This is a genomic window from Sanguibacter sp. Z1732, from assembly GCF_051020515.1.
Classification (GTDB): Bacteria; Actinomycetota; Actinomycetes; order Actinomycetales; family Beutenbergiaceae; genus CALKWS01.
This window is the reverse complement of record NZ_CP194857.1, coordinates 1,798,891-1,820,309: the sequence shown is the minus strand read 5'-3', so window position 1 is coordinate 1,820,309 and position 21,419 is coordinate 1,798,891. Positions and strand designations below refer to the sequence as shown.

The 21,419-nt window shown below is 70.8% G+C and carries 24 protein-coding genes; 4 read left to right on the top strand and 20 right to left on the bottom strand.

The genetic code is table 11. The annotated features are described in order from the left end of the window. Positions 1–5: 5 nt before the first annotated feature. The 9 genes from ACRRRO_RS09705 to ACRRRO_RS09665 all read right to left on the bottom strand — a co-directional run bounded on the left by ACRRRO_RS09705 (position 6) and on the right by ACRRRO_RS09665 (position 8,091). Complete coding sequence (locus ACRRRO_RS09705; protein WP_434081454.1) at positions 6–1,385, bottom strand: alkylhydroperoxidase domain protein; 1,380 nt, start codon at positions 1,383–1,385, stop codon at positions 6–8. Continuing rightward, a complete protein-coding gene (locus ACRRRO_RS09700; protein WP_424795280.1) occupies positions 1,382–3,013 on the bottom strand; it encodes a dipeptide ABC transporter ATP-binding protein in 1,632 nt (543 codons plus the stop codon). The genes ACRRRO_RS09705 and ACRRRO_RS09700 overlap by 4 nt, the downstream gene beginning before the upstream one ends. Continuing rightward, positions 3,010–3,765 carry an ABC transporter permease gene (locus tag ACRRRO_RS09695; protein WP_434081453.1) on the bottom strand — a complete coding sequence of 252 codons (756 nt, stop codon included), beginning with the start codon at positions 3,763–3,765 and terminating at the stop codon, positions 3,010–3,012. The genes ACRRRO_RS09700 and ACRRRO_RS09695 overlap by 4 nt, the downstream gene beginning before the upstream one ends. A gap of 154 nt (positions 3,766–3,919) precedes the next feature. Then, on the bottom strand, positions 3,920–4,879 hold the full coding sequence (locus tag ACRRRO_RS09690; RefSeq protein ID WP_424795282.1) for an ABC transporter permease: 960 nt from the start codon (positions 4,877–4,879) through the stop codon (positions 3,920–3,922). After that, entirely contained in the window at positions 4,872–5,816 is a 945-nt protein-coding gene (locus tag ACRRRO_RS09685; protein WP_434081576.1) for an ABC transporter substrate-binding protein, read from the bottom strand. Before ACRRRO_RS09685 ends, ACRRRO_RS09690 begins: the two co-directional genes overlap by 8 nt. Positions 5,817–5,857: 41 nt before the next feature. After that, positions 5,858–6,424 (bottom strand): ABC transporter substrate-binding protein, encoded by a 567-nt coding sequence (locus ACRRRO_RS09680; RefSeq protein ID WP_434081452.1) that lies wholly within the window; start codon positions 6,422–6,424, stop codon positions 5,858–5,860. A 261-nt stretch (positions 6,425–6,685) separates the two neighbouring features. Next, complete coding sequence (locus tag ACRRRO_RS09675; RefSeq protein WP_434081451.1) at positions 6,686–6,820, bottom strand: hypothetical protein; 135 nt, start codon at positions 6,818–6,820, stop codon at positions 6,686–6,688. Between the two features lie 5 nt (positions 6,821–6,825). Beyond that, on the bottom strand, positions 6,826–7,875 hold the full coding sequence (locus ACRRRO_RS09670) for a hypothetical protein (protein ID WP_434081450.1): 1,050 nt from the start codon (positions 7,873–7,875) through the stop codon (positions 6,826–6,828). Positions 7,876–7,962: 87 nt separating this feature from the next. Further along, positions 7,963–8,091 (bottom strand): hypothetical protein, encoded by a 129-nt coding sequence (locus tag ACRRRO_RS09665; RefSeq protein ID WP_424786833.1) that lies wholly within the window; start codon positions 8,089–8,091, stop codon positions 7,963–7,965. Positions 8,092–8,589: 498 nt separating this feature from the next. Between ACRRRO_RS09665 and ACRRRO_RS09660 the strand changes: the two genes are divergently transcribed. Then, the gene (locus ACRRRO_RS09660; protein WP_434081449.1) at positions 8,590–9,804 is read left to right on the top strand and encodes a CPBP family glutamic-type intramembrane protease; all 1,215 of its coding nucleotides are present in this window, start codon (positions 8,590–8,592) and stop codon (positions 9,802–9,804) included. Between the two features lie 99 nt (positions 9,805–9,903). On the opposite strand, the gene nagB is transcribed toward ACRRRO_RS09660, so the two are convergent. After that, positions 9,904–10,686, bottom strand: coding sequence for a glucosamine-6-phosphate deaminase (nagB, locus tag ACRRRO_RS09655; protein WP_424795286.1), 783 nt, complete (start codon positions 10,684–10,686; stop codon positions 9,904–9,906). Between the two features lie 246 nt (positions 10,687–10,932). Between nagB and ACRRRO_RS09650 the strand changes: the two genes are divergently transcribed. The 3 genes from ACRRRO_RS09650 to ACRRRO_RS09640 are packed head-to-tail and all read left to right on the top strand — an operon-like array spanning position 10,933 to position 14,068. Then, positions 10,933–11,196, top strand: a complete 264-nt coding sequence (locus tag ACRRRO_RS09650; RefSeq protein ID WP_424786836.1) for a hypothetical protein — start codon at positions 10,933–10,935, stop codon at positions 11,194–11,196. Next, positions 11,193–12,779, top strand: a complete 1,587-nt coding sequence (locus tag ACRRRO_RS09645) for a sodium:solute symporter family protein (protein ID WP_424786837.1) — start codon at positions 11,193–11,195, stop codon at positions 12,777–12,779. Before ACRRRO_RS09650 ends, ACRRRO_RS09645 begins: the two co-directional genes overlap by 4 nt. Beyond that, a complete protein-coding gene (locus ACRRRO_RS09640; RefSeq protein WP_424795287.1) occupies positions 12,776–14,068 on the top strand; it encodes a M20 family metallo-hydrolase in 1,293 nt (430 codons plus the stop codon). Before ACRRRO_RS09645 ends, ACRRRO_RS09640 begins: the two co-directional genes overlap by 4 nt. On the opposite strand, the gene ACRRRO_RS09635 is transcribed toward ACRRRO_RS09640, so the two are convergent. Genes ACRRRO_RS09635 through ACRRRO_RS09590 form a run of 10 tightly spaced genes read right to left on the bottom strand, consistent with a single transcriptional unit; the run spans position 14,065 to position 21,348 of the window. Further along, entirely contained in the window at positions 14,065–14,610 is a 546-nt protein-coding gene (locus tag ACRRRO_RS09635) for a Na+/H+ antiporter subunit E (protein ID WP_424795776.1), read from the bottom strand. The two genes, ACRRRO_RS09640 and ACRRRO_RS09635, sit on opposite strands and share 4 nt — an antisense overlap. Then, positions 14,607–16,370 (bottom strand): complex I subunit 5 family protein, encoded by a 1,764-nt coding sequence (locus ACRRRO_RS09630; protein ID WP_424795288.1) that lies wholly within the window; start codon positions 16,368–16,370, stop codon positions 14,607–14,609. The genes ACRRRO_RS09635 and ACRRRO_RS09630 overlap by 4 nt, the downstream gene beginning before the upstream one ends. Continuing rightward, positions 16,367–17,890 carry a complex I subunit 5 family protein gene (locus ACRRRO_RS09625; RefSeq protein ID WP_424795289.1) on the bottom strand — a complete coding sequence of 508 codons (1,524 nt, stop codon included), beginning with the start codon at positions 17,888–17,890 and terminating at the stop codon, positions 16,367–16,369. Before ACRRRO_RS09625 ends, ACRRRO_RS09630 begins: the two co-directional genes overlap by 4 nt. Next, on the bottom strand, positions 17,887–18,855 hold the full coding sequence (locus ACRRRO_RS09620; RefSeq protein ID WP_434081448.1) for a proton-conducting transporter transmembrane domain-containing protein: 969 nt from the start codon (positions 18,853–18,855) through the stop codon (positions 17,887–17,889). The genes ACRRRO_RS09625 and ACRRRO_RS09620 overlap by 4 nt, the downstream gene beginning before the upstream one ends. Next, positions 18,795–19,370: a hypothetical protein gene (locus ACRRRO_RS09615; RefSeq protein WP_434081447.1), complete on the bottom strand. Its 576-nt coding sequence runs from the start codon at positions 19,368–19,370 to the stop codon at positions 18,795–18,797. Before ACRRRO_RS09615 ends, ACRRRO_RS09620 begins: the two co-directional genes overlap by 61 nt. Next, positions 19,370–19,747, bottom strand: coding sequence for an NADH-quinone oxidoreductase subunit K (locus tag ACRRRO_RS09610; RefSeq protein ID WP_424795777.1), 378 nt, complete (start codon positions 19,745–19,747; stop codon positions 19,370–19,372). The genes ACRRRO_RS09615 and ACRRRO_RS09610 overlap by 1 nt, the downstream gene beginning before the upstream one ends. Then, the gene (locus ACRRRO_RS09605; RefSeq protein WP_434081446.1) at positions 19,747–20,370 is read right to left on the bottom strand and encodes an MnhB domain-containing protein; all 624 of its coding nucleotides are present in this window, start codon (positions 20,368–20,370) and stop codon (positions 19,747–19,749) included. The genes ACRRRO_RS09610 and ACRRRO_RS09605 overlap by 1 nt, the downstream gene beginning before the upstream one ends. Next, complete coding sequence (locus ACRRRO_RS09600; RefSeq protein ID WP_434081445.1) at positions 20,271–20,690, bottom strand: Na(+)/H(+) antiporter subunit B; 420 nt, start codon at positions 20,688–20,690, stop codon at positions 20,271–20,273. The genes ACRRRO_RS09605 and ACRRRO_RS09600 overlap by 100 nt, the downstream gene beginning before the upstream one ends. Then, the gene (locus ACRRRO_RS09595; RefSeq protein ID WP_424795292.1) at positions 20,690–21,079 is read right to left on the bottom strand and encodes a monovalent cation/H(+) antiporter subunit G; all 390 of its coding nucleotides are present in this window, start codon (positions 21,077–21,079) and stop codon (positions 20,690–20,692) included. The genes ACRRRO_RS09600 and ACRRRO_RS09595 overlap by 1 nt, the downstream gene beginning before the upstream one ends. Further along, on the bottom strand, positions 21,076–21,348 hold the full coding sequence (locus tag ACRRRO_RS09590) for a hypothetical protein (RefSeq protein ID WP_424795293.1): 273 nt from the start codon (positions 21,346–21,348) through the stop codon (positions 21,076–21,078). The genes ACRRRO_RS09595 and ACRRRO_RS09590 overlap by 4 nt, the downstream gene beginning before the upstream one ends. Positions 21,349–21,419 lie beyond the last annotated feature (71 nt).

The following is a 21,419-nucleotide window of genomic DNA, read 5'->3' as shown; positions in this document are numbered from 1 at the left end:
CCGGCTCAGGCCGGCAGTGCCGGCTGGCCCAGCGACAGCATCAACCGGTTCGCCCAGTTGAAGAACGCCGTGGCGGAGACCAGATCGACGATCTCGGCATCGATCAGCCCTGCGGCGCGCAGCGACTCCAGGTGCACGCCGCCGAAGTCGGCCGGGGTTCGGGTCAGGGCGGCGGCTGCCGCGGTGAGCACATTCCAGCGTGGCCCCAGGTCGGCGTCGGTCCCCTCGTCCAGGAGCCGCTGCACCGCGTCGACGTCCTTGCCGTAGTGGGCGGCGAACCGGGCGTGCACGGACGCGCAGAAGACGCACCCGTTCACCCGGGAGGCGACGGTGGCGGCCAGTTCCCGCTCGGCGCGGGGCAGTCCGCCGCCGTCGGTGTTGTGGAAGATGTCCTTGTCCGTGCGGGTTCGTGCGCCCAGGGCCTCGGGGTCGCGGGCCAGCAGCATGAAGTACTCCGACCTGGCACGTGCGGCGTCGACCAGGCCGTGGTGGTGCCGCTCGGTGAGGTCGTCGGCAGTCAGCGGCGCCAACCAGGGCAGCCAGCCGAGTTGGTCCCGGGTGAACGCGGTCGGTCCGGTGCCGCCGGGATGGGTGCGAACACGATCGCCGCCGCTGTGCCCGGCTGTGTCCGCAGCGTCCACCTTCGCCCCCTTCGTCGCACCGGAAGCGCCCTGCGGGGCCGTGACGCCGTCCAACCCGCCACCGTGGTCGGGCGCACCGGACCCGCCGGCGCCACCGAGGTAGGACAAGCCATGAACCAACCGAACCTGGTAGGCCAGGAACGAGATCAGTTGGGACAGGGTGACGATCCCGTCGGTGGACCATCCGGCATCGAGCAGCCGCTGCAGATCAGCCGGACCGGCCTCACGCGGACGGAAGGTGAGGTGGGCGTGTTCCAGTCCCGCCCGGACCCGGGCGGAGGTGTCCGCGGCCGGATCGGCCTCGATCCGGTACACCGGCCCCGTGGTGGACTCCTGCGCCAGGCCCGGCTCGGCGTAGGCGCCGTAGGGCCCGCGGGCGCGGGCGGCTTCCGCGCGGGTGATCACCGCCCCGGCCAGGCCGGGCTCGAGGTGCTGCAACGATCCGGTGTAGTGAGCCGCGAGCGCCCGCACCGCCCCGGGCGCACCGGTCCGCAGGTGCAACGTGACCGTGAAGGCCGCCACCGCGAACCGCTCGATAACACTGACGGCCGTGACATCGACCGGCTCGAAGAGCACCTGGTAACTGCGCTGCGTGTGCTCGCGAGCCTGCGCCCGGGCGGCCCGCAGGCGGTCCAGCTCATCGCCGGGTGTGATCCCGAGTACGCGATCCACCAGGTCCGCTGCCCCGCTGCCGGCCGGTGGTCCCGCGGGCTCGGCCTGCTCCGCTGCGTGCGTCCCGGTCATGGTGTCGTCCTAACCGTCTCGTCATGGTGCGGCGCGACCGGTCTATGCCCGGGGATCGCCGCGATCAACTCTTGGGTGTAGGCCTGGCGCGGACTGGTGAACACCTCGCGCACCGGCCCGGACTCCACCACCTTTCCGTGCTGGAGCACGCTGACTGTGTGGGCCAGCCGGCGCACCACCGCCAGGTCGTGGGAAATGAACACATACGTCACGCCGAGTTCGCGTTGGAGGTCGGCCAGCAGCCGGAGGATCTGGGCCTGCACCGTCACGTCCAGCGCCGAGACCGGCTCGTCCAGCACCACCACCTCGGGGTCGAGCACCAGGGCTCGGGCGATCGCCACCCGCTGGCGCTGCCCTCCGGAGAGCTCCCCGGGACGGCGGGCCAGCATGGACCCGGCCAGCGCCACCTGGTCCAGTTGCGCGCGCACCCGTGCCCGGCGCTGCTGGGGATCGCCGATCCCGAAGTTGCGCAGGGGCTCGGTCAGGATCGTCTCGACGTCCTGGCGTGGGTCCAGGGAGGAGAACGGGTTCTGGTACACCATCTGGGTGGTGGCGCGCATCTGCCGCCACGCCTTCCCGCGCAGCCCGTCGACCCGCTGCCCGGCCACGCTGATGGAGCCGGACGTGGGCTGTGCGAAGCCCGACAGCAGTCGCGCCGTGGTGGTCTTGCCGGACCCGGACTCCCCCACCAGCGCATGGGTGCTGCCTTTGGTGACGGTGAAGGAGATCTGGTCGACCGCGCGAAAGGGTGGGCGGCGCCGGCCGAGCGTGAACTCCTTGACCAGGTCCTGCACCTGCACCACCTCCTGCCCACCGGGTGGCTCGGGGGCGTCCTCGACGGCGAAGGCCGGGGCATCACGCAGCAGTTGCCGGGTGTAGGGGTGCTCGGGGTGGCTCAGCACCGAGGCGGTGGGCCCGGACTCCTGGACCGCACCCTCGGAGAGCACGACGACGTCGTCGGCCCGGTCCGCCGCGACCGCCAGGTCATGGGTCACCAGCAGGATCGCCGTGCCGGACTCCGCGCGCAGGTCATCGAGCAGGTCCAGCACCCGGTGTTGCACCGTCACGTCCAGGGCGCTGGTGGCCTCATCGGCCACGATCAGTTCCGGGTCCAGCGCGATCGCGCTGGCGATCAGCACGCGTTGCTTCATCCCTCCGGAGAGTTCGTGCGGGTACTGGCGGGCCCGCAGATCCGGCTCGGGGATACCCACCCGGTCCAGCAGTTCCACCACCCGGGCCCGGATCGCCCTGCGGTCGCCCCACTTGTGAATGCGCAGCACCTCGGCCAGGTTGTCGCCCACCCGGCGGACCGGGTTCAGGGAGTTGTTCGGGTCCTGGGGCACGTACCCGATCCGGGTGCCCAGCGCCGCCCGCAGCTGCTTGGGTGACCAGCCGGTGATGTCGGCCCCGGCGAAGTCCACCCGCCCGCCGGTGCGTTCACCGGCCGGGGGCAGCAGGCCCAGCAGGGTCTGGATCGTGGTGGTCTTGCCGGAGCCGGATTCGCCCACCAGCGCCACTGCGGTGCCCGGGGCGACGTCGAAGGCGACCTCCCGCACGGCCGGTACCTGCCCGGCGCTGCCGTGGTAGACCACGGACAGGTCACGCACGCTCAGCAGCGGGCTACTCACTGGTGCCGTCCGATCAGGGCCGAGATGCGGTTGGCCGACAGCACCACCGCCACCACCACCAGACCCGGCAGCGTGGTCAGCCACCAGGCGGTGGCCAGGTAGTCACGGCCCTCAGCCACCATCAGGCCCCACTCCGGGGTGGGGGGCGGGGCACCGTAGCCGAGGAAGCCCAGAGTGGAGATGGCCAGGATCGCGGTGCCGAACTGCAGCGCGGCCAGGGCCAGCACCGCGGTGGTGGAGTTGGGGAGCACGTGCCGCAACAGCACCGAGAAGAACGTGGCGCCCGAGCCGAAGGCCGCCTCGACGTAGTCGCTGCGGCGCACCCGCACCACCTCGGAGCGGGCCAGCCGGGCGAACGCGGCGATGGAGGCCACCCCGACCGCAAGGGCGGCCTGCAGGGTGCCGAAGCCGAGCAGGATGATCACGCTCAGGGACAGCAGCAGGGAGGGGATGGCCAGCAGCACATCCACCACGCGCATGATCACGTCGTCGAGCACCCGTGGGGCCGACCCGGCCACGATGCCCAGCGTCGACCCGACGATCAGCCCCACGGTCACCGCCAGCAGCGCTCCGGACAGGGAGTGGATCGCCCCGTGCACCACGCGGCTGAACACGTCCCGTCCGGTGGCGTCGGTGCCGAAGAGGTGCCCGGCGCTGGGCGGGGACAACGCCACCGCCGCGTTTCCGGCGATCGGGTCCGCCGGGGCGAACAGACCGGGGAACGCCGCCCAGGCCACCACCAGCACGATCACCGCCCCGGGCAGGATGTACGCGCGCTTGCTGCCTCGTCGGCGTCGGTCCCTGCCGGGCCGTTTCGGCCCGCGCGGGCCGGTGGTGGTGAGTGGCTCGGGCTGCGCGCCCCGGGGGGTTCGGCCGGCGCGGGTGAGTCGAGGACCTGCAGATTGCTCATCGTGCCGCGGCCACCTTTCCTCGCAGACGTGGATCGACGCGTGGGTAGAGCAGGTCCACGCCCAGGTTGATCACCACGAACACCGCCGCGGCCAGCAGCACCACGCCCTGCAGCACCGGGATGTCCTGGTTACGCACCGCCTGTTCGGTGACCCGGCCCAGACCGGCCCGGGCGAAGACCGTCTCGGTGACCACCGCGCCGGCGATCAACTCACCGAAGAGCACCCCGGCCATGGTCATCGTGGGCAGCACCGCGTTGCGCAGCACGGCGTGCCACTGGGTCCACAGTTCGGTGGCGCCCTTGGCGCGGGTGACGGTCACGAACGGTTGCAGGCTGACGGCGTCCATGGAGCGGATCAGGATCTGGGCCAGCGGCGCCGAGATCGGCACCGCCAGGGTCAGCACCGGCAGCACCAGGCCCGCCACCGGGCCCGGGTTGATGATCGGCACCCAGCCGAGCCGGAAGGAGAAGATCTGGATGAGCAGGATGCCCAGCCAGAACACCGGCACCGACACGAACAGGCTCGGCGCGGCCCGCAGCAGGGAGCGCAGCCAGGCGAACCTGCTCAGGCCGGCGGCGAAGGCGATGGAGAAGGCCAGGCTCGCGGCGACCACGAATCCCCACCCGGCCAGCATCAGGGTGCGGGGCACCACGTCGGCCAGGATGGCGCTGACGGCGGTGCCCGACTCGATGGAGTAGCCCAGGTCCCCCCGGAAAACCCCGGACAGGGAGTGCCAGAACTGCAGGTGCAACGGGGTGTCGGCGCCGTAGGCGGTGCGCAGGTCGGCGATCTGGGCCGGGGACAACCCGAGTTCGGGGTTCTCGAACCGGATCATCAACGCGTCCCCAGGCATAGCCTGCAGCAGCAGGAACGCGGCGGTGAAGGCCACCAGCAGCACGGTGGCTGCCTGGCCGAGACGGACGGCGAAGTACGGCACCTGGGTCCCTCTACTCATCCAGCCAGGTCTGGTACCAGCTGGGCCGTGCCACCGACTCCCAACCGAAGTCACGCACGTGGGTGCCGGCGCCGTAGACCTGGGGCTCCTCGAACAGCGGGATCACGTAGGCGTTCTCGGCCAGGTAGGTCTGGACCGCCTCGGTGTTGGCGATGCGCTGGTCCGGGTCCGCCTCCGAGGCGACGGCCTCGAGCAGGTCCTCGAGTTCGGCGTCCGCCACCGGCTCGTCACCGACCCGGTTCAGCAGCGTGTTCCGGTTCTCGCTGTGGTACTGGGACTTGATCACGTCCAGGTCCGCCCGGCCCACCATGGAGTGGAACAGGTGCACCTGGTCGGGGTCCAGGATCGCCTCGGCGTAGGTGCCGGCGTCGGCCCGCAGGATCTGCAGATCAACCCCGATCTGCTGCCACTGCTGGCTGATCAGGGTCAGCGCCTCGAAGGAGCGCGGCTGCGGGGCGGCCTCGTTGACCACCAGACGCAGCGGCTCACCATCCTTGACGCGGATGCCGTCCGGGCCCTCGCTCCAGCCGGCCTCCTCGAGGAGTTCGACGGCCCGCTGGGGGTCGTAGGCCAGGTGCTCGGAGGTGTCCAGGTATCCCGAGGCCCCGGAACTGAGGGTGGAGGTGGCCAGGGGGTAGTGGTCGGTGTAGATCGTCTCGACCACCTCGGCCCGGTTCGTGCCGGCGATGAGGGCCTGGCGCACCCGGATATCGGACAGGGTCTCCTGGGTGAAGCGGATGGAGAGGGAGTTGTTCACCCCGTTGGTCTGCGGGGCGTGGAGCTCCACGCCGGCGGCCTCCACCTGTGCCTCGTCCTGGGCCTGGACGTAGCGCACCACATCGGCCTGCCCGGACAGCAGCGACCCCACCCGCACGCTGTCCTCGGGGGTGACCTCGATCTGCACCGCGTCCAGCAGTGCCCGGCCCTGATGGGGCAGCGAGGGTGGCGCCCAGTCGTAGTCCTCCCGGGCACTCAGTGTCAGCGAGGTGCCCAGCGACTCATCGTGATGACGAACGGCCCGGTGCCGATCACGTCGGCGGAGTTGCCGGGGGCGAAGTCCTCGAAGGCCCCTTCGAGTGTCTCGGCCGAGACCAGCCCGGAGTTGATCGTGGAGGTGGCCTGGAGGAAACCCGGTGCCGGGGCGTCGAAGTGGAACCGCACGGTGGTCTCGTCGATCACCTCGCTGCGCTCGTAGTTGTTCACCGCCTCCGAGACGATCAGCGCCCGTTCGGGGTCACCGTGGCCGTACAGGTCGAAGTTGGCCGCCACCACCTCGGCGGTCAGCGGGGTGCCGTCGGAGAAGGTGACGTCGTCACGGATGGTGAAGGTGTACTCGGTGGCGTCGTCGTTGATCTCCCAGTCGGTGGCGATCCACGGCTCGAACTCCAGCGTCTCGGGGTTCTGGTAGACCAGCCGGTCGGTGATGTTGTTGACGATGCCACCGTTGGGATAGAAGCCGGCCGACGGCGGGTACAGGGTGTCATGCGGCTGGTGCTCCAGGTAACACCAGGGTGCCGCCGTCGCGTTCCCCGTCCTCGCCCGCACCACTCGCCGTGGTCCCGCATGCGGACAGCACCAGGGCGGACGTGAGGACCAGGGCTGCGCCGGCGGCGCGGGAACGGATCAGTGACATCATCTACCTCTCTGCGCGGACCGGGTGGTCCGCCGTGGTGACGAGCGTGCGCCAGCGAGGGCAGGGGTATCCACAGCACCCCGCCTGGTATCAGCATGTGGACACCGCGCCGGAGGCGGTCGGCGTTCGACGCCGGCCCCCCGGCGTGCGCAGGCGCCCGGTGACCCGGACGCTCAGGCCCGGTCGATGGTGTCGCGCTCCAGGGTGGCCTCGGCCAACTCGGCGATGGTGCGCTGCCATCCACCCAGCACCACATGCTGGTGGGCGGCGAAATGCTGAGCGACCTCCGGGGCCACGTCGGTGTCCATGTCCGTCAGGATCCGGGCCAACTCCCCGCGCCGGTCCTCCACCTCATCGTTCCAGGCCTGCAAGCGTCGTTGTAGCCGGGCAGCGCCTCCGATCCGGTGCCGAGGGATCCGCGCAGCAGGTCCATCGCGGTCTCGGCGCCCTCCAGTTGCGCGCCCGTCAGGGCCCGGTCGGCCTCGCACGCGGCTTCGTAGTCATCGAAGCAGTGATCGGTGGCCAGGGCCGTGCGGACCTGATGCATCCGGGTGTAGAAGTCCACCGTGGCATCGGCGTACTCCTCCCGGTCCGCGCGCACCACCGGCAGGCATCCGTCCGGGTCGGAGCACTCCACGGTCCAGCCGGCCTCGCGCTGGGTCTGCCCCTGGGGCACCAGGACCGCCTCCATGCGCCGGTGGTAATCGGACTGCTCCGCGGTCATGGCGGTCACCGCCTCCGACCACGCCATGCAGTAGAGGAGCAGCTGTTCGGACAGGTCCCGCCCTGTGGTCAGATACTCCTGCTCCGCCTCGGCCAGTCGCGCGGAACTGCGCGCCGCCGATATCGCGCTGCGGTAGGAGGGGCTCGATCCGGGCACCTGCGCCAGGGTGGGCCGGGTGGATCCGTCCAGTCCGGAGAAGGCAGCGAATGCCTCCTCCTGGTCGGTGCAGGCCCGGGCCAGATCCGCGGCCGGCTCGGCCAGTTCGGCCGCGTCGAGGTTGAGGCGGAAGAACGCATCGGCCACCTCCACCCCGTAGGTGGCCTGCACCGCCTCGGCGCTCCAGTGTTGCTCGTGTCCCTCGACCGCGGCGAAGAAGTCCCGGGCGGCCTGATCGGCCTCCTCGGTCTGCTCGCGCTCCAGCTCCTCGGCGTCGCGCCGCTCCCGCTCCGCGGCGAGGTAACTCAAGGTCGCCGCGATCCCGCCCAGGACCAGGGCGATGATGGCCACCGCCGCCACGATCGGGACCCACCGGGGCCGTCGACGCCGTGGCTCGTCCGGTGCCAGGTGCGGGTCAACGCCGTGCCCGCGTCCGTCGTCGGGCGGGGGCGAGGGTGGAAACGGATCCGGCGGCACAGACATGATGGGGCAGCCTAAAAGATCCGGCGCCCACCCGGGATCCGTCACGGCCGGCCGATGGCGGCGCACCAGGACGGCGGTGGTCCCGCGTCAACGCAGCATGAAGAACAAGAACGCAAGCGCCAGCACCAGCATCGGGACGAACCACGCGATCACCGAGCGGATCAGCACCCGGCGGCGCACGGCTTCGCGGGCCGCGGCGTCCTCGTCCTGAACCATCAATCCACCCTCTGCACTCGCTGCCGCACACCGGCGCGATCCGATGCGACCGGGTCCGGTGGTGCTGGATCCCACCTTATCCTGGCTCGCGCGGCGCGAGCGGGCCGAGGCCGAACTCGTGCCGGAGCCGAGTTCGCGCCGGAACCGTACCCTGAGGCCTGGACCGTACCGAATCTGACGGATGTCACGACCGGACCGGGCCCGGACGCACATGAGCCGATGGCAGCCCACATGGCCCGCCGGGCCCGCGATAGGACAAAGTGGAGTCATGAACAACGCCAGCGACACCCGACCGAGGAGAACCCGGAACACGGGCAACCGTGGGCACGCCCGGACGGCGCCCCGCGCTCTGTTGCACCACCCGGCCCGACGGGGGGAGCGCAGGTCGAACCGCAGGGAGCGGGGCGCAGCCCTGCCCCCGGTGCCGATCCGTACGCACCACCGACGACGACGCCTCCCGGCCCGCAGCGGACCGGCACCGATCCGTACGCCGCGCCCGTGGCTGAGCCCTACGGTGCCGCACCGGGGCACGCCCCGACGCCGACCCAGCAACAAACGCCCCCCGGCCACCCCGGCTACCAACCCGCACCCGGCCACCCGGGGTACCAACAGGCGCCCGGTTACCCCGGCTACCAACCCGCACCCGGCCACCCGGGGTACCAACAGGCGCCCGGTTACCCCGGCTACCAACCCGCACCCGGCCACCCGGGGTACCAACAGGCGCCCGGTTACCCCGGCTACCAACCCGCACCCGGCCACCCGGGGTACCAACAGGCGCCGCAGCCACCGCGCGCCTACCACCACGCGCTGCGCCGGGACCAGGGCGGCAACGTCTGGCGCGGCATCCTCGCGCTCGTCATGTTCGGCGTCGGGTTCGTGCTGCTGCAGATCCCCGCCACCGTGGTGATCCTGCTCCAGAGCGACGTCAACCTGCTCGGTGAGGACCTGATGTCAGGGCTGCGGATCACGCCGCTGGGCATGCTCGTGACCAACCTGTCCCTGGCCGCGCTGTGGCCGTTGTCGCTGGGGATCCAGCGCCTGTTGTACGGGGTGCGCCCCGGGTCCCTGCACTCGGTGGCCGGGAAGATCCGGTGGCGGCTGTTCCTCATGCTGGCCGCCGTCCTGCTGCCGGCCTACCTGCTCTACACGGCGCTGAACCCGTTGGTCTTCCCCACCGAGACCGGGGTCTTCACCGCCACCCACGCTGCCTTCATCGTCATTGCCATCCTCACCACACCGCTGCAGTCCGCCGGTGAGGAGGTGGGTTTCCGCGGCCTGGTGCAACGCGCCGTCGGGGGCTGGTTCGTCTCACCGCGGGTGGCGCTGGTGATCGGCACGTTGATCTCGGCGGTGCTGTTCGCGATCGCCCACGGCGCCGGGGACATGTGGCTGAACGTCTACTACGTCGTCTTCGCGGTGGCGCTGACCGTCATGACCTGGCGAACCCAGGGGTTGGAGGCGGCCATCATCGTGCACGCCGCCAACAACACCTTCATCATGATCCTCAACTCCGCGCTCGGGATGGACTTCGACGGGATGTTCGATCGCGAGGCGGGCGTGGGCGGTCCGTTCATGCTCGTCGGGATGGCCATGTGCGTCCTGGCCACCGCGCTGGTGTGGTGGCGCACCCGCACCCCCAAGGCACGCGAGGCGATGCGGTTGCCCGAGCCCGTCACGCCCAATCCCTGGGAGGGTAGGAACCCGGGTTCATAGCCTGGCCCGATGGTGCCACGGCCCGGTCCACCGCGCTGCGCCGCACGCCTCGACCTGCCGGGATGGCCCCGCCGAGTGGTCCGGGGCGCCCGGGACCGGCTACAGGCCCTGCCACTCCGGTTTGGCCTGGAACGCCCGGCGGTAGTAGTCACCCAGTTGCAGCCGGGCGGCGGCGCCCTCATCCAGGAGCACACTCACGTGTGGATGGTGCTGCAGGATGCTGGCCGGCCACATCGCACTGACCGGCCCCTCGACCATCTGGTGCACAGCCTCGGCCTTGCCGCCACCCTGGGCGAGCAACACGATGTGCCGGGCCGCGCTGATGGTCGCCAGGCCCTGGGTGAGACAGTGGTGCGGAACCCGGTCCACGTCGTCGTCGAAGAACCGGGCGTTGTCGACGCGGGTCTGCCCGGTCAGGGTCTTGATCCTGGTACGCGAGGCCAGGGAGGATCCCGGTTCGTTGAACCCGATGTGGCCGTCGGTGCCGATGCCCAGCAGTTGCAGGTCCACCCCGCCTGCGTCGACGATCGCCTGCTCGTAGCGCGCGCAGGCCGACGGGATGTCCCGGGCCAGGCCATCCGGCCCATGGACCCGTGCCGGGTCCAGATCGATCCTGTCCACCAGTTCGGCCAGGATCACGTTGCGGTAGCGCTGCGGGTGATCCTGCGCCAGGCCCACGTACTCATCGAGCAGGAACGCACTGACCCCGGCGAAACTGACCTCCCCGGCGCGGTGTCGCTTCGCCAGCTCGTCGTAGACCCCCAACGGGGAGGATCCGGTGGCCAACCCGAGCACGGCGTCGGGTTTGGCGTCGATGAGGGCCACGATGGCATCGGCCGCCAGACGGGCCGTCTCCTGGGCCGGCTTGATCACAACTTCCATGCCGGAATTCTGGCAGGTCCCACGCGGCCCCACCTAACTCGTCGCCGCCGGGCTCCCCCGAGAGCAGCGGCATCGCGGTCGCGGCACCTTGCAGCGGGCCGCGCCTGCGCGAGCGCTCCGCTTCCCAGGGCGCTATCCTCGGCCGACGCGATCGAAGACGCTCCAGAACGTCCTTGCGCTCTCCGTATCGCCTGAGGTTCCCCGACACACTCAGAATCCGTTCCGTGACAACGCAAAGGATGCTCGATGTCGAAACGTAGATCCTCCCCGACCACGATCGCCATCTGGTCGTTGGTCATTGCCGGGCTGGCCGTGCTGCAGTTCCCCGGGATTCTCCTGTATCACGACGTGGCCGAGCCGCGGATCCTGGGGATGCCATTCATCTATGGCTTCAACCTGGTTGTCTGGGCGATCCTGTGCGTGGTGCTGTTCTGGGCCTACAAGGTGCACTGGGGCCGCCCCCGCCCGCACACGTCGGATGAGCGGTTCGAGGCGGAGGTGGACCAGTGAGCAACGCAGAGATTCTCGGACTCGGCGCGATCGCCGCCTTCCTCATGGTGCCGCTGATCATCGGGGCGTACTCGGCGACCAAGTCCGCGGGCACCGCCAGTGACTACTTCGTCCAGGGCCGGTCCATGGGGTCGATCGCGGTCTTCTTCACCGTCACCGCCACCTGGTGGAGCGCGTTCGCGTTCCTGGGTTCCAACGCCAGCTTCTATCTGGACGGCCCGCTGTACTGGACCGCCCTGGTCTGGAACATCTTCTTCGGGGTGATGTACTACTGGATCGGCAAGCGGGTCTGGTTCCACGGCAAGCGCGGCAACTACGTCACCGCCCGGGACTTCTTCGCCGACCTGTTCGGCTCCTCCCGTCTGGCCACCCTGGTCGCGGTGATCCTGGTGATCTTCACCCTGCCGCACCTGCAGATCCAACTCACCGGGGGCGCCTACCTGATGGAGGTCGCCTCCGGTGGCGCGCTGCCCTTCTGGCTCGGCGCGTTGCTGTTCTACCTGGTCATCATCATCTACGTGTGGGCCGGGGGCGTGCGGGCCATCGCCTGGACGGACATCTTCTACGGGGTGACCATCTTCGTGGGGCTGATCGCCGCCGGCATCTTCGTGGTCGGCGAGGTCGGCGGAATGGGCACCATGTTCGATGAGATCCAGCAGGTCCAGCCCGAGCACCTGATCCTTGCCGACGGACAGTGGATGACGTGGGTCGCGATGTTCCTCATCACCCCACTGGGTGCGCTGATGGGCCCGCAGATGTGGACTCGGATGTATGCCACGAGGAGTTCCCGGCTGTTCGACCTGATGCCGTTCCTGGTGGGGTTGATGGCGATCGCCTACATCGGTTCGATGCTGATCGGCAACACCGCGGCCGTGGTCCAGCCCGACGTCGACGAACCCGACCAGGTGTTGGCGGTGATGCTGCTCGACTACGCGCCCCTGGTGCTCGCCGTCGTGGTGATCGCCGCCGGGGCAGGGGCGGCGATGTCCACTGCGAACTCCCAGGTACATGCCCTCGGCGCCAGTTACACCATCGACTTCCACGAGAGGTACTTCCAGAAGAACCTGCCCGAACACAAGCGTGTGTGGGTAGGGCGTTGGGCGATCCTGGGCTTCTCCGCGATGGCCTACATCATGGCCCTGTACGTCCCCGGCCTCCTGGTCACGATCGGGCTGGTCGCCTTCGCCGGCCTGGCTCAGGTTGTGGTCCCCACCGTCGGGGCGTTGTTCTGGCGGCGGGCGAGCGTGGCCGGCGCCACCGCGGGCCTGCTGGTGGGCGTGATCAGCCTGGTCGTCTTCACCGCGCTCCCGGCCACGATCCCCGGACCCTTCTCCGTCGGTGGTGGCGGACTGCTGTCGTTGCTGCTGAACATCGTCGTCTTCGTCGGGGTGAGCTTGTTCACCAAGCCCCGCGATTCGCGCCTCCTGCTCAAACTGAGCCGGCGCAGGGATGACTTCGACCGGGAGCGGTTCAACGAGCCGGACCCGGAGGAGTTCGCCGACACCCTCCCGGATGACTCCCGTCGGTGGCCCTTCACCGAGCCGGGCGGCGGATCGGCCGGCCGGCCCGGAAGCGGACGATGACCATCGACCAGGTACAGAACGCCACGCACCAGCTCGACGTGCCCGCCTTCCTCGCCGATTTCCGTCACAGCACCACCTTCGGCGCGACCGTGGCCGGCGGGATCGACCGGCAGGCGGGCACGAGGGAGCACGGTGCGGTCCGGGACTGGTTCTGCTCCCGGGCCACAGACCTGGGGTTCGAGATCCGGGTCGACCAGATCGGCAACGTCTTCGCGTTGTGGTCCTGGGACCCGGGCGCGCCGTACCTGCTGGTCGGGTCCCACCTGGACAGCCAGCCCCTGGGTGGGCGCTTCGACGGCACCTATGGAGTGATCGCGGCGTTGCACGCCGCTCACGCGGTGGCCCGGGCGGCCACACGCGACGGGATCAGCCCCGGCCTGAACCTCGCCGTGGTGGACTGGTTCAACGAGGAGGGGGCCCGGTTCGCACCCTCCATCATGGGCAGTTCGGTCTTCGCCGGTCTGTTGGATCTGGATCGGGCGCTGGCCACCACCGACCCCCAGGGCGTCACCGTCGCCGAGGCGATCGGCGCAATCGGCTACCGAGGTGAAGCGGTGACGATCCCGGCGGGCGCCTACGCCGAGATACACATCGAGCAGGGACGGCGCCTGGAACAGTCCGGCATCCCCATCGGTGTGGTGCAGGAGAGCTGGTACACCCAGAAGCTCCTGGTCCGGGTGCTCGGCGAGCAGTCCCACACCGGCGCCACCGCGATGTCCGACCGGCGCGACGCCCTGGTGGCGGCCGCGCACGTGGTGCTGGAGGCGGAGCAGGTCACCGGCGAGTTTCCCTCGGGATCCATCGTGACGTCGGTGGGCAAGTTCGACGTGCGACCCAACTCCCCGATCGTGGTGCCCCGCCAGGTGGACCTGGTGCTGGACATCCGCGCCGACGACCCCGCGCACGTGGCGCGAGCCCGGGCGTTGTTGCTCGAGCGGATGGCTGACCTGGCCCGGCGCCGGAATGTGGAGATCAGCGCCGAGGACTTCGACATCCGCCCGGTGCAGCGCTTCCCGGCCGAAGGCGTGGACCTGGGCGCCAAGTCCGCGAGCGACGAGGGTGTGGAGTCGATGCTGCTGGCCACCATGGCCGGACACGATTCGGTCGCGATGAACAGGATCACCCCCTCGGTCATGCTGTTCGTGCCCTCGGTGGACGGGGTGTCCCACTGTGAGCGGGAATTCACCTCCGATGCGGACCTGGTGGTCGGGTTGAGGGTGCTCACCCAGGTCGTGCAGCGCCTGGTGAACCGGGAGATGGCCGAGGTGGCCCCGGCGTCCGGACCCTAACCGCGGCCCGCCGGCGCCAATGACAGCGCCGCGACCACGGCGATCTGCTCCTCCAGTTCGGCCACCGTGGCCGGCACCGGCAGGTCCGCATCCAGTACGTGCAGCACCAACTCGTCGGCGCCGATATGCACCGACAACGACCCGGGCATCAGGTTCATCAGGCTCGCCACCGCCACGCGGCCCGCCCCCGGCGGCAGTCGCATCGGGCATCGGACATAGCCCGGGTCCAGGTCCGGCCGCGGCGTCAGCGACCTGCGGGCCACGTCCAGCCCACCGTGCAGGGAGCGGCGCAGGAACCACCCGGTCAGCCGCACCAGCGCCCAGGTGCGCCGCAGCCGGCCGGCGCCGGGCCGGGGACCCCGGTAGGGCGCCAGCGCCAGGCTGGTCGCGACCGCGATCGGGACGACGACGGCGCCGTAGGCCCAGGTGGTCATGTCGCCTTCGGTCAGGACCCACCACAACAGGGCGAAGACCGCCATCCTGCGCACCAGTGAGGCGGCACGATGCCACCAACGGAACGGGGGTACCCGGTTGCCCATCATGCCCCCCACCAGGCCAGGATGACGAAGACCCCGGCCATGCCCAGGAACGTCAGTCCCGAGGCCCGCCACGTGGCCAGGTGCTGTTCCCCCAGGTTGAACCAGCGAGCCGGTGCGGGCACCCGCCGGGTGCCCACGGCGATGACGTCGCGACCCCGAGCGATCGACCGGCTGAGGGCCTGCACACCCTGACGGATCATGCTCGCCAGCCACTCCTCGGCGACCACCAGGTCCCCCGGTGGCACCGCCCGGCCGTCGGGGTGGGCGAGCCAGTCCGGCAGCGCCCGCGTCCCGGACAGGCGCAGTGCCAGCGCCGCAGCACCCACACCGGCCAGCACCGGCCAGCCCTGGGCCCACCAGGTGCCCAGGTCCCACCATCCCGGCACCGACACCTCGCCCCCGCCCGCTGCGGTCCACAGCACCAACGGGATCGAGGCGCCGATGAGTCCCACCCAGCCCAGCAGCATGATGTCCACCCCACGCGAGCCGGCCCGGCTGTGCCCCAGCAGCCACACCGCCCGGGCCAGCAGCACCGTGGACCCCATGCCCACCAGCACCAGTGCCGAGGCGACGTCGAGGCCGGCCACCAGCACGCCGTCGGCGGCTTCCTTGGCCGAGTACTTGGCCAGGTAGCCGCTGGTCCAGGGCAACCCGGCCAGGGAGAGTCCGGCCACCGCGAATCCGGCGATCACCACCACCCGGCCCGAACCGGCGCCGTGGGCTCCCCACAGGCCCACCCCGAAGAAGAGGGCGGCCTTGATGATCCCGTGGTGCAGGGCGTAGAGCACGGCCGCGGCCACGAGCACCGGTGCGCCGTCCGGGTCGATCAGGGCGGCCCCCACCAGCGCCGAGAGCATCCCCATCTGACTGATCGAGGAGTAGGCCAGCACCGCCTTGGTCTTGGCCTGCATCACGCCCAGCAGCACCGCCAGGTAGGCCCCGGCCAGGCCGCCCACCACGAACACCAGGCCCCAGGTGGGCATCGCAACCTCGCCCAGGGGCAGCATCCGCAACCACCCGGCGAGCCCGCCGGTGATCATCGCCCCGGACAGCACCGCGCTGGCCGGTGTGGGTGCCGCCGGGTGCGCCAGCGGCAGCCACACGTGCAGGGGCACCACACCGACCTTGATGCCGAACCCGAGCCAGAGCAGCGCCACGATCAGACCGGTGTGCCCCGATGCGGCCACCCGTTCGGCCGTCACCGCCAGTTCCAGACCACCGGCGCGCACCACCAGCATCGCGGCCACCAGCACCGCCGCCTCCCCGAGGACGGCCAGGAACAGGTAGATCCGGCCGGAGCGCCGCGCATCGGCGGTGCGGTCGTGGATCACCAGGGCATATCCCACCAGGCTCATCACGGTGAAACACAGATACAGGGTGACCACGTCCGCGGCGACGAACACCCCGGCGTTGGCCACGAAGCACAGCAGCAGCAAGCCACTCAGCGCCGATGGCCTGGGCAGATCGGAACGGGCCACCATGACCAGGGCCAGCCCGTACAACACCGCCGCCAGCACCAGGAGGGGCCGGCCCACGTCGTCGATCCGGAACGTGGTGCCCACCAGGAGCCAGTCCATCGCCACCTCGACCCCGTCCGGGGCGGTCGACCCCAGCCATGCTGCCGGGAGCACGGTGACCGGCGCCAGGGAGGTCAGCAACAGGCGAGACTTCTCGGCCAGGTGGTCCGGGAGCAGCCCGGCCATCGCGAGTCCCAGCGCCACCAGTAGCGGCAGCGCTGCGGTGCCGATCCAGAGCGCGGTCATGAGTAGCTCCTGACCGCGACGAGTTCCGCCAGCGACAGTGGCGAGTAGCCGAGACCGGCCAGCACCCCCACGGCAAGGGCGAAGACGGCCGTCAGCAGCGCCGGAACCAGGAGCGGCAGCGGGGCCTCCACCCCGTGGCGCTGGTGGGTATCCGCACCCTGCCAGGCGGCGCCCTCGTCCGGGTCCTTGAACCACAGGACGTAGATGATGGGCAGGAAGTAGGCGGCGTTGAGCAGGGTGGAGGCGGCCAGCACGCCCAGCACCCACGGCTGCCCGGCCTCCAGGGCGCCCACTCCGAGGTACCACTTGGACACGAACCCGGCCATCGGCGGGATACCGATCATGCCCAGCGCGGCCACGGTGAAGGACGCCGAGGACACCGGCATCCGGCGGCCCACCCCGGCCAGTTGGCTCACTCTCGTCAGCCCCAGCACCTCGGCGAACAGGCCGGCGCAGAAGAACAGGCTGACCTTCATCAGTCCCTGGTGCACCAGGTGCGCGATGCCCCCGGTGGTGGCGGTGACCGCGAGCAGGGTGGCGCCCAGGGTGATGTAGGAGACCTGGCTGACGGTGGAATAGGCCAGCCGGGCCTTCAACTCGTCCTGGGCGAGCGCACGCACCGAGCCGTACACGATGGTGACCCCGGCCAGTACCGCCAGCGGCGTCAGCACGCCCAGGTCGGAGGCCAGGTGCACCCCGAACACGTCGTGGACCACCCGGATGATCCCGAACACGCCCGCCTTGACCACGGCCACCGCGTGCAGCAGCGCACTGACCGGCGCCGGGGCGACCATCGCGATCGGTAGCCAGCCGTGCACCGGCACCAGCGCCGCCTTGACCGCCAGCCCGGCGATCAGCACCGCGAAGATCCCCACCGCCGTGCCGGGATCGGCGGCTGCGAGTTCGATGACCTCCTCGGCACCCCGGGAGCGGAACTCCACCGGCCCGGCCACCGCCGTCAGCCAGGCCACCCCGCCCAGCAGCACGATCCCGCCGGTGACGGTGTAGGCCAGGTAGGTGCGCGCTCCGCGCAGGGCCGCCTTGGTGCCCCGATGGGCCACCAGGGGGTAGGTGACCAGGGTGAGGACCTCGAAGAAGAGCAGGAAGGTGACCAGGTTCCCCGAGAGCGCGATCCCCACCGTGGCGGTCACGCACAGGCTGAAGAAACCGAAGAACCGGGACCGGTTCGCGGAAGTCTCCAGATACCCGATCGCATAGATCGTGGTGAGCAGCCACAGGAGGGTGGACAGGCCCACGAACAGCAGCGCCAGCGGATCGGTAATCAGCACCAGGTCCACCCCGGGCAGCAGTTGCTGGCGGTACTCCAGGCGCAGCCCGGAGGTCACCGGGGGCACCAGCGCGATCACCAACCCGACCTTGATGATCGCACCGGCCAGGTTCAGTGTGGTGCGCCAGCGCACCTGGTGCTCGCGCAGCCCGAAGATCACCAACCCCGGCAGCAGCGAGGTGAGCAGGATCGCCAGCGGAATCCAGCTGGCCTGGGTGACGGTCTCGTTCACGGGATCCCCCCGATGGGCAGCGCCGGGGCGAGAAACTCCGCCAGCGGCACCGCCAGCAGCCCGGTCCCCACCGCCACGACCGCGAGGAGCAGCGCGATCGCCGGCATCCGGGCCGGCACCGCCACCGGCTGCTGGCGGCCGGCCGACCCGGGTTCATCGAAGGTGGCTCGCACCACCCGGGCGGTGTAGGCGAAGGTGAGCAGCCCGCCCCCGAGCAGCGCCGCCAGCCACCACCACTGCCCTCCCTGGAGTGAGGCCTGGAGCAGTTGCCACTTGCCGGCGAACCCCAGCGTGGGGGGCATCCCGGCCAGGACCACCCCGGAGACAGCGAAGGCCAGCACCGTCCCGGGCATCCGGTTGACCGCACCGACCAGACCGTCCAGGTCATCCCCGCGGTGGGCCAGGGCGAGCACCCCGGCGGCCATGAACATCGCCGCCTTGGCCAGTGCGTGGGACAGCACCATCAGCAGCACCCCCACCCAGGCCGCCTGAGCGGCAAGTGCTGCCGGGCTGCCCGCCGGCGCGCCCAGGGACGGGGCGAGGTAGGCGAACAACAGGAAGAAGTACCCGACCTGGGCCACGGTGGAGTAGGCCACCACCGACTTCAGCCGGTCCTGCCGCAAGGCCACCACGTTGCCCCACACCACCGCGACGCAGCCCAGCACGCCGAGCACGGTCGGCAAGCCCGCCAACGGCGGGGCGGCGGCGTCGAACACCACGTACCAGACCCGGATGAGCAGGTACAGCGAGGCCTTGATGACCAACGCAGACAACAGCGGACTCACCGCTGACGGGGCTGCTGCGTGGGCTGAGGGTAACCAGGTGTGCGCCGGGAACAGCGCGGTCTTCAGCGCCATCCCCGCGGTGATCAGCACCAGGGCCACCGACGCGGTGGCGCCGGCGGTCAGCACCTGCCCGGCCCCGGCCATGTCCAGCGTGCCGGTCTGTGCATAGACCAGCGCCACACCGAACAGGTAGGCCAGCGACCCAGCACCGCCACGAACAGGTACCGAAGGCCGGGGCGCCACGCCGAACGCCCACCGAGTACCACCAGTGCCACCGCGGACAGGCCCATCAGTTCCAGCGCCACGTAGGCGTTGAACAGGTGCGCGGTGACGTACACGGCGTTCAGCCCGGACCACAGCATCGCCACCAGGGGCCAGAACGCCTCGCTGCCGCGCACCCGCGATGTCCCGGTGGCGTACAGCAGCACCAACACGCTCACCACGGCCGTCATCGCCAGCATCAGGGCGCTGAGCGCGTCCACCCGCAGCTCGATCCCCAACGGCGCACGCCACCCGGCCATCCGGTACTGCACCTCCGCCCCGGAAGCGACGTCGAGGACCACCGCCACCACCATCGCGGTGAGGCCCAGCCCGAGGGTCACGGTGAGCCAGGGCCGCCACCGGGGCCGCACCAGCGCCAGGACCACCGCACCGGCGAGCGGGGCCAGCACCAGAGCGGGCAGCAGGCCGCCCATCAGCACTCACCCCCGGGCGCCTCGGAGCGACCGGACCCGGAGGGCAGTTCCCGAGATGCCCCCGGCGCCTCGTCCGGCTCGGCCGCGCCGTCCGGCCCCCGGCTGGATGCGCCCCCCGGCGCCTCGATCCGGCGGATGAGCACCAGCGCCAGCCCGGTCACCGAGACGGTGATGACGATGCCGGTCAGTACCAGCGCGTGCGGAACCGTGTCGGGCGGGTCGGTGCGTGCGGCGAGCGCCACCAACACCATCAGCACACCACCACTGGCGATGTTCAGGGCGATCACCCGGCGAACCAGGTCGGTGGTGGTGAGCAGTCGCACGATGCCCAGCACAGCCAGGGCGACCGCCAGGATCACGAACACATCGGAGCGCATCACACCCGATCACCAGCCGCGGCGTTGATCCGGTCCATCAGCACCAGCAGCACCGCCAGGGTGGCCCCGATACTGAGCATCAAGATCGCCTCCAGGCCGAGGATCACCCCGCCGGCCCAGCGCTCCCCCAGCACCAGCCAGCCCCCGGCCAGCGCCACGCTCACGGCCGCCAGCAGCAGAAACGCCGCCAGGCCGGCCAGGAGCACCGGGCGCACCCACCGCTCCATCGAGCGCCGCGGGCCGAGGCCGGCCAGGTAGATCATCAGCACCGCGCCGGTGAGCAGTGCGCCGGCCTGGAAGGCTCCTCCGGGACGGGTGGACCCCGCCACCAGCAGCCAACCGAGGAGCAGGACCAGGACCGGCACCACGACCCGCACCATCGCCCCCATCGGTCCGGTGTCCGGCACGGGCTCGGGCAACAGCCGCCCACCCGGCGCCAGGGCCAGGGCACCCAGCGCGGCCGCGGCCAGCACCCCGATCTCCAGCAGGGTGTCGTAACTGCGGAAGTTCAACAGCACCGCCGTCACCGGATGCGACACCCCGGTTGCCGCCATCTCCCCCCGGGCCACCGCGCCCGGGCCGGTGACGGTCTGCCACTGCCACACCGCACCGAGCAGGGCCATCGCCAGCACCGCGCAAGTGCCCCGCCGAGCAGGCCGTACCAGGGGCCCGGGCGGTGGCCGGCACCGGCCAGGGCTCGCGGCGGTTCGGGGGTGGCGGTCACCGCGTTCATGACCAGCACGCCCGTCACCCCGGCACCGAGCACCGCCTCGGCGATCGCCACGTCCGGTGCGTGCAGCCAGGCCCACGAGACCGCCAGGAGCACACCGAACACCAGGAACATCGCCGCGGCATGCACCCGCGAACGGCCGAACAGCGCGTAGCCGGCAACCGCGAACAGGCCCACGGCCAGCACGACGTCGAAGGCTCCCACCGCTTCCATCAGCGCGTCCGCGGCCCGCGGCCGCTGCTGCCGGCCTCCTCATCACGACCGACCAGGTCATCATCCGGCGCAGCGCCGTCGTCGTCGGCCTCGGATGCCTCGGTCATCGCCGATACCGCGGCGACCTCGGACCGGTCGGCGAGCAGGTAGGAACTGGTGGCCGCGGCAAGGAGGGCGAGCAGCCAGATCAGCACGAGCTTCACCGCGACCGCCACACTCGACTGCAGCGCCAGGGCCGCCAGCACCAGCCCGAGGCCCAGGTTGTCGGCCTTGACCAGGGCGTGCAGCCGGTTGTTCAGGTCCGGGAAGCGCAGCAGACCCACCGTGCCGGCCCCGAAGAAGGCGCACCCGGCCACAGCCAGCACCACCGAGACCACGTCCAGGATCATCGGCGCGCCCGCAGGGTTCGGACCCGGGCCAACACCACCAGGGCGGCCAGTGCCACCAGGGCCAGCGCAGCATCGCGCAGTGCCGCCACCACCATCACGTGGGCAAGCACCGCCAGCACGGCGGTGGCGGTGGTGCCCATCAACAGCAGGGCCAGCAGCCGGTCGTGGTCGGCCGGCCCGCGCACCACCCGGACCAGTGAGACGAGCACGTTGATCACCAGGAAGACGACAGCCCCGTACAGGACGGCATCGATCACAGGGGTCTCCATGGTGGGGAGTGGAAGACGACGTAGGGCGACCATCCGGCCGAGCCCTACCACCCTATGCGCCACCGCTCGGC

Coding starts and splice junctions, on each gene's coding strand:
- ACRRRO_RS09665 (WP_424786833.1), bottom strand. CDS start 8,091: ATGGTTCAGGACGAGGACGCCGCGGCCCGCGAAGCCGTGCGCCGCCGG.
- ACRRRO_RS09670 (WP_434081450.1), bottom strand. CDS start 7,875: ATGTCTGTGCCGCCGGATCCGTTTCCACCCTCGCCCCCGCCCGACGAC.
- ACRRRO_RS09590 (WP_424795293.1), bottom strand. CDS start 21,348: ATGGAGACCCCTGTGATCGATGCCGTCCTGTACGGGGCTGTCGTCTTC.
- ACRRRO_RS09610 (WP_424795777.1), bottom strand. CDS start 19,747: ATGCGCTCCGATGTGTTCGTGATCCTGGCGGTCGCCCTGGCTGTGCTG.
- ACRRRO_RS09675 (WP_434081451.1), bottom strand. CDS start 6,820: ATGGACACCGACGTGGCCCCGGAGGTCGCTCAGCATTTCGCCGCCCAC.
- ACRRRO_RS09635 (WP_424795776.1), bottom strand. CDS start 14,610: ATGATGGGCAACCGGGTACCCCCGTTCCGTTGGTGGCATCGTGCCGCC.
- ACRRRO_RS09705 (WP_434081454.1), bottom strand. CDS start 1,385: ATGACCGGGACGCACGCAGCGGAGCAGGCCGAGCCCGCGGGACCACCG.
- ACRRRO_RS09690 (WP_424795282.1), bottom strand. CDS start 4,879: ATGAGTAGAGGGACCCAGGTGCCGTACTTCGCCGTCCGTCTCGGCCAG.
- ACRRRO_RS09595 (WP_424795292.1), bottom strand. CDS start 21,079: ATGATCCTGGACGTGGTCTCGGTGGTGCTGGCTGTGGCCGGGTGCGCC.
- ACRRRO_RS09600 (WP_434081445.1), bottom strand. CDS start 20,690: ATGGAAGCGGTGGGAGCCTTCGACGTCGTGCTGGCCGTGGGCCTGTTC.
- ACRRRO_RS09605 (WP_434081446.1), bottom strand. CDS start 20,370: ATGGCCCTGCTCGGTGCGGTGTGGCAGTGGCAGACCGTCACCGGCCCG.
- nagB (WP_424795286.1), bottom strand. CDS start 10,686: ATGGAAGTTGTGATCAAGCCGGCCCAGGAGACGGCCCGTCTGGCGGCC.
- ACRRRO_RS09650 (WP_424786836.1), top strand. CDS start 10,933: ATGTCGAAACGTAGATCCTCCCCGACCACGATCGCCATCTGGTCGTTG.
- ACRRRO_RS09615 (WP_434081447.1), bottom strand. CDS start 19,370: ATGGGCGGCCTGCTGCCCGCTCTGGTGCTGGCCCCGCTCGCCGGTGCG.
- ACRRRO_RS09630 (WP_424795288.1), bottom strand. CDS start 16,370: ATGACCGCGCTCTGGATCGGCACCGCAGCGCTGCCGCTACTGGTGGCG.
- ACRRRO_RS09640 (WP_424795287.1), top strand. CDS start 12,776: ATGACCATCGACCAGGTACAGAACGCCACGCACCAGCTCGACGTGCCC.